This is a genomic window from Cellulosimicrobium sp. RS, assembly GCF_046159675.1.
GTDB classification, from domain to species: domain Bacteria; phylum Actinomycetota; class Actinomycetes; order Actinomycetales; family Cellulomonadaceae; genus Cellulosimicrobium; species Cellulosimicrobium funkei.
This window is the reverse complement of record NZ_JBJXVU010000012.1, coordinates 121,636-133,177: the sequence shown is the minus strand read 5'-3', so window position 1 is coordinate 133,177 and position 11,542 is coordinate 121,636. Positions and strand designations below refer to the sequence as shown.

Annotated in this window: 11 protein-coding genes; 1 reads left to right on the top strand and 10 read right to left on the bottom strand. The window is 69.8% G+C overall.

Going from position 1 to position 11,542, the window contains the following annotated elements; all coding sequences use genetic code 11:
* Positions 1 to 577: 577 nt before the first annotated feature.
* The 4 genes from ACI769_RS17710 to ACI769_RS17695 form a co-directional block, all read right to left on the bottom strand.
* Positions 578 to 1,339 carry a hypothetical protein gene (locus ACI769_RS17710; protein WP_211934233.1) on the bottom strand — a complete coding sequence of 254 codons (762 nt, stop codon included), beginning with the start codon at positions 1,337 to 1,339 and terminating at the stop codon, positions 578 to 580.
* A gap of 9 nt (positions 1,340 to 1,348) precedes the next feature.
* Positions 1,349 to 2,422, bottom strand: a complete 1,074-nt coding sequence (locus ACI769_RS17705) for a hypothetical protein (protein ID WP_211934232.1) — start codon at positions 2,420 to 2,422, stop codon at positions 1,349 to 1,351.
* A gap of 158 nt (positions 2,423 to 2,580) precedes the next feature.
* The gene (locus tag ACI769_RS17700; RefSeq protein ID WP_211934231.1) at positions 2,581 to 4,125 is read right to left on the bottom strand and encodes a relaxase/mobilization nuclease domain-containing protein; all 1,545 of its coding nucleotides are present in this window, start codon (positions 4,123 to 4,125) and stop codon (positions 2,581 to 2,583) included.
* The gene (locus tag ACI769_RS17695) at positions 4,122 to 4,520 is read right to left on the bottom strand and encodes a plasmid mobilization protein (protein ID WP_244985816.1); all 399 of its coding nucleotides are present in this window, start codon (positions 4,518 to 4,520) and stop codon (positions 4,122 to 4,124) included. The genes ACI769_RS17700 and ACI769_RS17695 overlap by 4 nt, the downstream gene beginning before the upstream one ends.
* 238 nt (positions 4,521 to 4,758) lie before the next feature.
* Here ACI769_RS17695 and ACI769_RS17690 point away from each other — a divergent pair, with 238 nt between their 5' ends.
* Entirely contained in the window at positions 4,759 to 5,070 is a 312-nt protein-coding gene (locus tag ACI769_RS17690) for a hypothetical protein (protein ID WP_211934229.1), read from the top strand.
* 71 nt (positions 5,071 to 5,141) lie between these two features.
* Here the strand turns inward: ACI769_RS17690 and ACI769_RS17685 are convergent, their stop codons facing one another.
* The 6 genes from ACI769_RS17685 to ACI769_RS17660 all read right to left on the bottom strand — a co-directional run bounded on the left by ACI769_RS17685 (position 5,142) and on the right by ACI769_RS17660 (position 10,919).
* Entirely contained in the window at positions 5,142 to 5,924 is a 783-nt protein-coding gene (locus tag ACI769_RS17685) for a Fic family protein (protein ID WP_211934228.1), read from the bottom strand.
* Position 5,925: 1 nt separating this feature from the next.
* Positions 5,926 to 6,117 (bottom strand): antitoxin VbhA family protein, encoded by a 192-nt coding sequence (locus ACI769_RS17680; protein WP_211934227.1) that lies wholly within the window; start codon positions 6,115 to 6,117, stop codon positions 5,926 to 5,928.
* A 53-nt stretch (positions 6,118 to 6,170) separates the two neighbouring features.
* Entirely contained in the window at positions 6,171 to 7,196 is a 1,026-nt protein-coding gene (locus ACI769_RS17675) for a toprim domain-containing protein (protein ID WP_211934226.1), read from the bottom strand.
* Positions 7,197 to 7,246: 50 nt separating this feature from the next.
* Positions 7,247 to 8,449 carry a hypothetical protein gene (locus tag ACI769_RS17670; RefSeq protein WP_155100189.1) on the bottom strand — a complete coding sequence of 401 codons (1,203 nt, stop codon included), beginning with the start codon at positions 8,447 to 8,449 and terminating at the stop codon, positions 7,247 to 7,249.
* A gap of 1,022 nt (positions 8,450 to 9,471) precedes the next feature.
* Positions 9,472 to 9,813, bottom strand: coding sequence for a helix-turn-helix transcriptional regulator (locus ACI769_RS17665; RefSeq protein ID WP_155100190.1), 342 nt, complete (start codon positions 9,811 to 9,813; stop codon positions 9,472 to 9,474).
* Positions 9,810 to 10,919 (bottom strand): tyrosine-type recombinase/integrase, encoded by a 1,110-nt coding sequence (locus tag ACI769_RS17660; RefSeq protein WP_155100191.1) that lies wholly within the window; start codon positions 10,917 to 10,919, stop codon positions 9,810 to 9,812. The genes ACI769_RS17665 and ACI769_RS17660 overlap by 4 nt, the downstream gene beginning before the upstream one ends.
* Positions 10,920 to 11,542 lie beyond the last annotated feature (623 nt).

Here is an 11,542-nt window from a genome sequence, read left to right as displayed (position 1 = left end):
CGCCGTCCAATGGACCCGCGGACGACGAATCGCACCGTCCACCGCCCAGGCCGCCAAGCCGACCGCGACGGCGACGCCGATCGCACCGCCCTCAACGCCCACCTCGCGAAGAGGGACTCGTAGCAACGCCGCGTGATGCAGAACCCACGTTTCACGGACGTCGCAGAACCTGGTTGTGCGACGTCCGAGAAACGGTCGGTTTCCGCCACCTGCAGTGCTGCTACGGGCGATCGCGTCACGCGACGGACGGTGCGCGGGCGGCGACCGCCCGCGCACCGGTTTAGCCCTTGCCGAGCGTCGAACCGGCCTTCGACTTCGCCGGCTTGCTCGAGGAATCGCTCGCGAGCGTCTTGCCCGCCTTGGACAGAGCGGACTTCGAGGGCTTCCCAGACTTCGACGACTTCGCCATGACGTCACCTCCGTTCGCCAGAAGTCCAGCACAAGGATCTGACACGGCCGTTCCGGGCCGCTGACCGGTACCCGCGATTCGTGGTGCCCTTGCAGAGGCGACGCAACTTCGCGCTCCGCTCGCACCCGCCAACCTTGTACGGCTAGCGATGCTTGGTGCGCACTGAGGTCAGACGGGTTGCGTCTGGCGCGGATGGCAGGTGCGGCACATGCGAGCACCCTCCGGCACGGCGTCGAAACCTTCGTACAGCGCGGGGTCGATCGTGCGCTTCTTGGTCACCCCGGTGACCGCGCCGCAGTCGAACCGGTGCACGCTGGCCGGCGTCTCGCTCGGGTGGCGCACCCGGCGCACGTACAGCCCGAGCGCCCGCATCTGCTCGCGCACCACGGCGCTGGCCGCCGCGTCCACCTCACGCTGGCGTCGCCGCTCGGCGGCTTGCCGCTCGACGAGCGCCCCGGCCGCCTCGGCGACGTCGGCGCGCAGCTGACGCCGGGCCTGCAGGCGCCGGGTGCGCTCCTCGGCGAGGGCGGTCGGGGCCAGAGCCGGCAGCCCCTGGGCGTCGTCGGGGTGGACGTCGTCGAACAACAGCGCCGTGAGTAGCGCCCCGAACCGGCCCCCCGGCGGCGGGGTGGCGGGAGTCCAGACCTTCACCAGCTTCTCGAGGAGCATGCGCTGGTAGTTGCCGCCGCCCGACGCCAGAAGCAGGGCGCGTGCCCACCCGGTGGGCAGAGGCGCAGAAGACCCGTCGGCCTCGCTGAACTCCAGCCACAGGTCGTCGAATGCGAAGTAGCGGGGTGCGACGCCGGTGTACTCACGATGACGGGCGTACTCGGCTGCGAGGCTGCCCCATTGCCCGTTCAGGGGCTCCGGACCATACGTGATGAAGAGTGCCGGGTCGTCCAGCACCTCGGGGATCGGAAGCGTGTCCATCGTTCTCTCTCAGTCGGGTAGCTCGGTGGCGGGGTCACCCTGGAGACGTGAACTGGTCCCGTCTGCGATGCGTAGGAAGTCCGCGACGGTGAGGTAGGTCCACATGAGACATGTTTCTGCCTCCGCGCTGCTCACAACGTCGTGTACACCCTTCGAGGACAGCTCGTTGAGCCGCTTGAGCCGGTTCCCCAGCCCTTTCAGGGTCTCGTTCACGAGGTCTTGATGGGTCGACCCATCGATGTGCTCGACCGCGAACTGTAGGAGCCGGTTGTTGTAGGCGTCGTCGGTCATGGGTCGTTCGCGTCCGTCGTCGCCCGTGATCTTCTCTCCGGTCGCTGGGTACAGCGCGTCGGCCAGGGCCTTGATCATCCGTCGGCACGAGGTGAGAGCGTGACTCAAGTCCTCAGGCGTCCCTCGCTGGAGGGCATCCTCCGCGGCCTCGAACGTCGTAAGCGCGTCGGGGGCGCGACGAGCAAGTGCCCCGGCGATGTAGGCCTGGCCCCGCTCGAAGATGCTTGGGCGTCGCTGCCCCGACTCGATCTGCCGCTCTGTGTCAACCAGGATGTCGTGAACTGCCTGCTTCACGCGCTCGATCGTCGACTCGTACTCGGCCCTGAGAGGCAGGGCCTGGGCTCCCGCTCTGTCGTACTGCTCCGCGACTCGATACGTGTCGATAGGTGTGAGGTTCTCCGGCACCTTCGAGTAGTGCTCGATAACCTCGTTTACCTGCTGCAACTGCGCTTCGATCTGACCGATGCTCAGGGCGTGGAACCTCTCGCTGCCGCCGCGCGGAGTGCGGTCGCGCATGAAGCGCATCAAGATCTGGATCTTCTGCCGCTCACCTTCCTCGGCTCCCACGAGCGCGTCGAGGCTAGCGCCCGCATCGACGAACGCCGGATGGTCGATCTTGGTCTGAGGGGTGAAGTCGAACGTTTCCGGGTAGAGACGCAGCAACGCGATGTAGTCCTGCCGCTTCGTCGCGATCCGGATTGCGCGCCGCACATGACTGGCGACCGACTGTGACGGATCGTCGAACAGGTCAAGCGCCTCGTGCACGAGCTGCTCGACAGACTTCTCCGCCATCGGACTCCTCTGCTGGGCTAGGGCTGGGCCTTGGTCTTCGCTGCGATTATTGGCCCAGACGCACGTCTCGATCATGACTTACCGGTCAAGAAGTCCTCGCACAAGGCGCGCCTTGGGATGGGCCCGGGTCCATGCACGGCGCGTGGCGCCAGGAGCCCTCAGCGGCCTTGTTCCACGTCGACGTCGCGCACGGCAGCCCCTCGGCGGTCGCGCATCGCGTGGGCGCCCGGATCGAGGTTCGGCGCCGCGGCGCGGCCTTCCATCTGCGGCACCGCTGCGACCGCGGCGAGGAGCGCACGGTTCGTCTGCGCCGCCGCGACCGCCCGTCCCTGCAGTGCCTGGGCGTGCGCGATCGCGCGGGCGGTGCGCTCGGCTTGCCGCATGACGGCGATCCATCCGGTGCGTGAGTCGCTGCCCGTGCCGCGGGCCATGAGCCGACTGACGTACGCGGCCCCAAGCGCGGCGTTCTCGCGCCGTTGCCGGTCACGGTCCTCTGCGGTGTAGGCCGAGGGCTGGGCCGCGCGGGCGAGGTCGTCGGAGAGCTTGGCGAGCGGACCTGGCTTGTCCTTCTCGAGCGCGATCGATGCGCGCGCGAACACGCCCGCGGCGTCGGCGGCCGCGAGGCGCTGTCCGCCGTCTCCGAGCGTCCCGGACAGCCCGACCAGGGCGCGTGCGGCGTCGCGCGGTGGCTCGCTCGCACGCACCTTGTCCGCGACGTCAAGGGTGGTCCACCGCTGGGTCCATGCCGGCGTCAGGGCCGGGTCGCCGGCGACGTCGGCGCCCCAGCGGGCGCGCAGCTGGCCGAGCGCCAGGGAGTTGTCGAGGCGGCCCGCGCCGTGCCACACCGGTGCCGCGCGCCGCCCGTCATCGACCGACGGCGGGAGGGCGACCGAGTACCCGACGACGCGCTCGCGCCCGCCCTCGGCGTACCGGGGTCGGACCAGCACCCGCACGTCGCGCAGCGCGTCCAGGAACTCGCGCTCGCTCGTCGCCTCCGCGGCCGCGGCGCGCACGCGCCGGCGCAGCTCGTCGCGCGCCGGGAGCGCGGCACCCTCACGCTCGGCGCGCCCGAGCTCGGCAGGCTTCGCGCCGGCAAGTGCCCCGCGTCCGACCTCGCGCGACTCGAGCACCTGCAGCCCGTGCCGGTGCTCGAGCTCGTTCGTCAGGCGCTGCGCGCGCGGCTGGTCGTTGTGCACCGACGCCTTCGTGCCGTCCTCGCGCACGAGGTTCACCACGATGTGCACGTGGTCGTTGCCGGCCGACGACAGCCCGTGCCGGACCGCGACCCACCGGCACCCGGCGCCGTCGTCACTGGCGGCCCCGAAGCCCATGCCCTCTACGAAGTCGGTCGCGATCCGGTTCCACTGCTCGTCCGACAGCGTGCCCTCCGCGGCGCGCAGCGACAGCGAGCAGTGCCAAACGTGCGCGTCCCGGTCACCGACCTTGACCTGGCGCTGCTGCTCCTCGCTCCACTCCTTGACCGGGACGGTCACGCGCGTGCCGAACACGCGCCGCGGCAGATCGAGCTCGTTGGCGATGTCGAGAGCGTCGTCGGTGCTCAGCTCGCGCCCGCCGACCACGTCCACGATGACGTCGTGCCCGGCAACGACGTGCGGGTTCGTGTGCTCGTTGTGCCGCCCCTCCCCCGCGAGGTACACCATCACGCCGGCGACCCTGTCGCCGCGCGTGATGTTCGGCATCATGCGCCGACCTCGAACCGTCGAAGCGCCCGCCCGACCCGCTCGCTGGTGATCGTCACGTTGCGCAGGGTGTCCGTCAGCTCGGCCTGGATCTCGCCCGTCGCATTCGTCGCACGCGCTACCTGGTTGAGATTGTTCGACACGGCAGCGAGCAGCCTCCGCGCGTGGAACAGCTCCGTCAGCAACTCAGCGCGATCGGTCGCGGTCTCACCATGCTCCGCAAGCGCAGACTCGACGAGCAAGCGCGGCACGGTGACCTTCGCGGCCGCGGCCCGCTGCAACAGCATCGCCTCTTCCTCGGGCGTCACTCCGACGCGGTGGTAGTGGCGTCGTCCCCCGGGCACGTTCGCGCGCCGCTGCCGCTTCTGGCTGCGTGCTCGCGTCGTCTGCTCGGTCACGTCGTCTTGCTCCTGTTCGCCCAGCGCAGCGACCCCGCTCCAGCGGGGACCACACGCCCAGTGTGCCATCGCCGACGCGCAGCGTCGAGCCATCAAGCCACTTACGGCACGTAAGTGTATAGCTTGCTCCGCCGAGGCCTGTGCGCTCAACGTTCCCTCGGCGCGGGTGTCGTGTCTGCGACGGCGCCCAGATGCGTCGCGCTGGCGCGCGCCGTCGTGGGGTTTGTAGCATCGCGGCATGGCGCGAGAACTAGACCCCGAGGTTGCCGAGGCGAAGGCCCGCGAACTCCTCGACGAGCGGATCCGGTCGGTGCGTGCACTGGTGCGCGCAGCCCAGGCCGAGGCGGATCTACGCACGCAGGTACAGACCGCCGAGCGCGAGCATGCACGGGCGTACGCGGCCGCGCTCAGCGACGGGTGGACCGCCGACGAGCTGCGCAAGCTTGGCTTGCCCGATCCCGAGCGCAAGGCGCGCACGCCGCGACGTCGGTCGAGCACGACGGCGCGCTCCGCTCGGTCCGATGAGCCTGTGGCGTCCGAGTCCAACTGAGACGAAGTGAGGGGCCCCGCGCACTGCGCGGGGCCCCTCGTTGTACTCACCGCGCACCGCGCCGAGCGGTGCTACGTCCGATCGATCTCTTGTCCTTGCGAGGCGCCAGGGATACGTGGCGCGGCAGGCCTCGGTCCGTGCTCGGATGAGCGCGGACGGGTCACCCGACCGGCCTGCGCGATGCGCACCGCCTCGAAGGCGGCGACGTCGAAGCTGTCGCGGTCTGCGCGGGTCACGATGCGCGCGAACATGTCGCGCATCGGGCCGTTGTCACCGGCGAGGGCGAGGCGGCTGACGCGGTCGTTTTCGTTCTCGCGATCGCCGACGGACAGCGTCACCTTCGTCCAGTCGATGTGGTGCCCGCTCTCGCTCGCAAGGGCGCTCAGGAACTCGCGCTGGACGCGGCCGTTGCCCTCCCGGAACGGGTGTGCCTGGTTAACGATGTCGTAGACGGTGGCGAGCGCACCCGGCACGTGCTGGGCATCGATCGCGCGCAGGTTGTCGGACGCGCGCAGGTGGCCAGCGAGCACTTCCATGGACGGTTCGATGTCGGGCACAGGCGTGAACCACGTGTCCGCGCTCTTGCGGATCGACACCGTCCGCAGCTCGCCCGCCCAGTCATAGACGTCCTGGAACATGTGCCGGTGGACGGCCTGCAGGCCGGCGAGGTCGTAGGTGCCGGGCAGGTCGTGCTCGCGCAGCGACAGCGCCCGGGTCTCCACGAGGTGGTCCTCTGCGCGGCGTAGGTCGTCCGGCGTCGTGGCGCCGACGCGGTTGCGTAGCGTCTTGCCGTCGTCGAGCAGGTACCCATGCCAGCGGGAGATCTCGTCACCCGTCTCCCACGGTTGCGCCACGTCAGCGCTCCGGCAGGTTCAGGTAGGCCTTGGTGCGTCGGACCAGCTCCTCGCTGTCGATCTCGCCGCGCACGTACTGGTCTTGGATCGCCCGTGCGGCGTCGTCGGTGCGGCCGCCCTCGAGCTCGGTGCTGTGGCGGATCCTGGCGGCGTCGTCGGCTCGTCGCGCGCGCTCTTCGTCGCTGATCGACATGTGGCCCTCCCCTGTCGGTGTCGACGCCAACCTAGCGGCGCCGCACGCGCTCATCACGCGCCCCCGCGCGCCGCGCCTGCATGCGCGACGGCGAGCTCGCCGGCGATCGTGCCCAGGTCGGTGTGCGGCGCCAGGCGTGCGTGCAGGTGGGCGCCGACGCGTGCCAGGGGCGCCTGTGGGATGCGTGCGACGCGTGCGGCCGCGGCGCGCAGTCCGGCGACGCGACCCTCGGGGATCGTCAGGTCGTGGCGTGCGAGCTCGGCGTCGACGACGACGCTCGCGAGGCTGGTCGGCTGCGCGAGCCGCTCGGCGAGGGCGTGCCCGTGGCCGTCCTGGACGAGTTGCGCGGGGTCGGTCCCTTCGGGCAGCACCAGGGCGCCGGCGGTGCCGGCCTCGACGTCGTTGAGCAGGTCCCACACGCGCGACGCGGCACCGCGGCCAGCGGCGTCGGCGTCGAACGCGAACACGGCCAGCGCGACGGCGTCCGGGTGGATCGCGCGCAGCCGCTCGAGGTGCGTCGCGGTGACCGCGGTGCCGCACCCGGACACGGCGACCACGGCGGTCCCGGTGCGGCGGATGGCCTCGGCGTCCAGGGCGCCCTCGACGACCGCGACGCGCGCGCCGGCACGGATGTTCCGCGCGGCCGCGGGGTCGAGGCCGTACAGGTCCCGGCTCTTGTCGAACGCGGGCGTGGCGGTCGTGTTGAGGTACTTCGCCGGCGCATCGCCGTCGTCGTCGAGCGCGGGGTTGCGACGCGCGGTGAACCCGACGATGTCGCCGTGCTCGTCGCGGTACGCCAGCACCAGGCGGTCGCGGAAGACGTCCCCTACCGAGCCGGATTCGGTGCGGAACGCGAGGCCGGCGGCCACGATCTCGTCCGCGCTGAACCCGCGGCCGCGCATGCGGCCCACCAGCCGAGCCCACCCCTCGGGCGCGTACCCGGCCTGCAGGCCGCGCAGCCCGCGTGCGGCGAGGTAGGCCCGGGTCCAGTCGTCAGCACTGTTCGCATGGAAGCGCCAGAACTCCCACGCCGCGGCGTTGATCTGCACCGTGCGCTCACGGGTCAACTCGTCGCTCATGTCAGACCTCCTGACGGGCGACTGGCAGAGTGTCGATATCTGAGGGTGCGCTATTCATCGCAACCGCCCCTGTCGCCGGTCGTTGTGGTCCGCGCCGCGAGGTAGTCGGCCCAGCCGGTCTGGGAGTGGACTGCCCATTTCGCGGCGGTGCTCTGGCTCAGGCCGAGGAGCTCGGCGAGAACTGGTGCTGGCAGCCGCTCAGCGAGGCGAATGAGCGCAAGGTGGCGGCTGGCTCGCACGGGGATCCCGGCCTTGTGCAGGTTGACCGCGATTTGGCGCGTGCACAGGTGAGTTCCCGGGAGCGAGGGCGAGGGCAGCAGCCATCTGTTGTCGCTCGCGCCCGGGACGAGAGCGTAAGGCTTGTACCGCGCGATCTGCGCAAGTCTGGAGATGCGTTCGGCGAGCACGGGCGGGAGCGGGACCGGGCGGTCGGCGAGGACGAGTCGGACGACACCGTCCCGGGTGTAGACGTCGCTGGTGGTGAGTCGCTGGATCCGGGTGAGGGGTAGGGCGAGAATCATGACGAGCAGCCCGGCGACTTGTGTCTCGAGCGACACGTCGGGATCGGCGAGGAGGGTCTTGATGCGAGCGTCGTGCTCCTGGACGTCAGCGAGCACGATGGGTTCGTCGGGCTGTCGGAGGGGGACGACGAGGCGGGCATCGACGAGTCTGCGGTGGCGGGCCCATGTGATGAAGCCGGTCAGTTGTGCTGCCCGGTTGCGATCGCCGCGCAGGTGGCGGTCGAGGTCTGCTTGGGTCAGGTCAGTGAGGGATCGCCCTCGCCGGTAGAGCCAGCGCAGCAACCGGATCGCCTCGCTGATGCGCCGGCGGTCGCCGTGGCCGGCGGAGAAGCTGTAGTGACGGCGGGCTGCTCGCCGCCGCGCGCGTCGCAGGACGCTCCATCTGGCATAGGGGCCGATCACCGCTGCGTGTCCGGGCGGGAGGCCTTCGAGCTGGTGCTCGAGCCACGCTTCGAGACGGCCGAGTGCTTCCTGACGCGGCGGCAGGACTCCGCAGTGCACGAGCACCGCTCGCAGGTGGTCGAGCGCGAGCGTCGCTGGCCTGGCGTCGAGGTCGGCGTGGGTGACAGGCCGGGGAAGCCGTGCGATCTCGTGGAGTAGATCGGTCGACGTGCTGCGCTGCAGCCAACGCATGGTGGAGTCTGGGCGCGGGCTGTTCGTGATCATCGTGAGCAGGGGGTTCAGCCACGGGGGGACGGTGCCGTCGTCGCCCGCGAGCAGGAACGTCGCCATCTCGCGTCTGGAGCAGGACAGACAGGTGCGTGAGTAGTAGAACTCTCCCGAGGCCGCGCACCGGTGGCACCTGTAGTCGTACTCGGGTGCCCCTGTGCAGGGCCCGCACGCCTCGCCGTCCGCAATGCGGCCGACCAGTACAGCGGTCTGGTGACACCTCGCGCAAAGGCGGGGCGTGCGAATCGCTCGCCGGGAGCATGCGCGGCAGACCGGGCCGATCGGCCAGTGCACGTGCGCCGGTCGGTCCTTCCCGCAGAGTCGGCAGGTGTGTGTCGGCTCGGGGGCGCAGCGTCTGCACAGGTCGGGCCTGCCGTCCCGTGCCCTGAGCACGACGGGTTCGAGTTGCCCGCACCCGCCGCAGAGTCGCGGGTCTCGCTGGTGGCAGACCTGGCACAGTGGGCCGGCCTCCGTGACGCGCTTGACGTGCTGGAGTCGTCCGCAACTCGCGCAGACGCGCCGCGGGCGGGCGCAGTTCTCGCACCGCGGCCGGCCGTCGTCGTCGCGCGTGTACGGCGCGGAGTACTTGCCGCAGTCTGCGCAGGGAACCGCTCGCTCGGGTTCGGTGGCGTAGCAGCGCCGGCAGATCAGACCCTCGGGTCGGCGAGCGGTCGGGTGCCCGAGCGCCCCGCAGCGGGCGCAGACTTGGCGGCGGCTCTTGCTGCGACACCAGTCACAGCACCGTCCTTCGTCGACGCGGCCCGAGAGACGGCGGTTGGTCCTGCCGCACACGACACAGCGCGGCAGGTCGACGTCGTAGCTGGCGTCGTGCAGGGCGAAGGCCAGTCGCACGAGCGCGGGCGGGCAGTGCGGGTCGTAGACGGCCAGAGCATCGGGCCTGCTGGCGAGATGGCGGTCCAGAGTGCGAAGACTGCGCGCACTGCTCCACACACCTGCAGCCCGAAGAACATCAACCGCCGCCGCCCGGGCCTCGTCGACGCCGATGTGGGCAGCAACGACGCGGACGATCCGCTCACGCACCACAGCCTCAGACTCGACCGGCCAACGAACGCGGTCGCCACCCGTCACGGCGCCGAGTCGTGCCGAGGTCGGCGGATCTGTGTCCGACGCGCCTGCGGCTTCAACGGGGTCACGGGTGCCCCGGTGGTCGCGTCCTTGCGGATCTCCTCGTTGACGACCTTGGGCGTGATGAGATCGTTCGGCGTGCACGCGAGGATGTCGCAGAGCGCGACCAAAGTGTCCAGACTCAGACGCTGCGGGGCCTGGGTCACAAGGCGATAGACCTGCTCACGCGAGAGCACAATCCCGCGTTCGGCGAGCAGCGGCTGCAGCTCGCTCGTCGCGTACAGGCCGTGCTCAGCCATTCGCAGCCGCAGGTGCCACTCGTAGCCCATCTTCTTGATCATGCTTGCTCCAAGTGCTCGCCATAGATCGTGTCCAGTGCCCGTGCCAGCAGCTGGTTGCGGTAGGACGCCGACACACCGGTGTAGATCGACGTCGTCGAAGCGTGGGCATGCCCCACCTGCTCCTGCACGAACCGCACCGGGTAGTCGAACTCGATCAGGTGCGTCACGTACGAGTGCCGAAGACAGTGCAGATCCAAACCGCCGTCAAGTCCCGCAGCGTCGCGCGCCGTAGTGAAGGCCTCGTTGATCGCCCTGCGCGACAACCGCGTGCCGCGCTCGCTCACCCACAACGCCGGCGACGCGTCCTTCCCCAGCGGCCCCCGCACCTCCTGCAAGTAGTGCGCCAACACGTCCACCACCCAGTCCATCTCCGGCACGAGCAGCACAGTGCGCCGCTTCGAAGGACCGCCGCGCGACGCCTTGCCATGCCGGACCGCAAAAGTCCCGACACGCCCAAACCGCGGGGCTTTCGCGTTCCCGCGCAGATCGACCAGGTCGGCACCGAAGAGCTCGCCGCGACGCAGCCCGAACGCGTAACAGGTCTTGAGCAACGCCGAGTCCCGCAGCGCGGACAGCGAACCCTTCCGACCCCTGCGCCGGATCTCATCGACCGACCCGTCAGCAGCGTCGAACAGCGCCTGGACCTCGTCGAACGTCAGCGGCCGACGCCTCGGCTCACCCTCGTACTCATCCTTGTGCAGCACCGAGTTGTCCTCGTGAAACACCTCCCGCGGCGCGGCCCCGAACCTTCGAACACACTCGGCGCCCCACTCGTACCGGGGATCACGCACATAGGCGCAGAACATCCGGATGGAGATCTCGTAGTTGCGGAGGGTAGACAAGGCCCGCGGGGCGGGCCCCGACCGCAGCGAGCTGATCCACGCCTCACCTTCGGCCGGCCCCCACTGCCACGGGTACAGCCCGCTGAACTGGACGAAGCGCCGCACCATGCGCAGCCGCGCCGTGATCGTCGCATCCCGAAGGAAGCGAGCACGTTGCTGCCTCCCCCACCCCTCCAACATCGCCTCCAGCACTGCCTGCGCCGGATCCAGCGCCACCACGTTGCGTTCAAGCACCGAGGGAGCCGAAGCACGGAGATCGTCCATGAGATCGTTGTATCAGATGCAAGAATCTGATATCCAGTGCACGCGGGGATGGAGATCGTGGCGACGCCTGAGCAGTGATCCGGAGATCACTCTCACCTCGCCCGACACCCGAGAGGCCGACACCAGTTCAGGCGTAACTGCTTGATATCGTCGCGCACGGTAGACCGGTCGCGACCGGACATGTTGCGGAGAGGATCGACATGCGGCGTCGGGCAATGTGGTGGTGCATCGGAGCGGTCGCCATCGTTGGGCTCGCACTTGGTGTCGGCCTGGTCGCGCCGGTTGTCTCCGTCGAGATTGACGACACGTCCACGCCAACGATTAGCCAGGCGCACCTACCACCGGGTGTGGAGCCGACGAGCCAGAGCATTGAGTGCGCATCGGGAGGGTGCTGGCTTCGACTGCAGTTCGACTCGGAGCGTCTCCCTACTGCGGCCGGCGACGACCTCCTCCAGATGCACGGGAACTGCGAGACAGTCGCACTATTCGACCGCCGGCAGGTTTGCGCATCGGTCGAGATCGAAGATTCAATACTGATCGTCGATCTGTCGTTCAAGCGATCGCTACGCCTGTAGCCTCGAGGCCCACGCTGGGCGTTCGCGCCGAGCGTGGGCCTCGGAGTG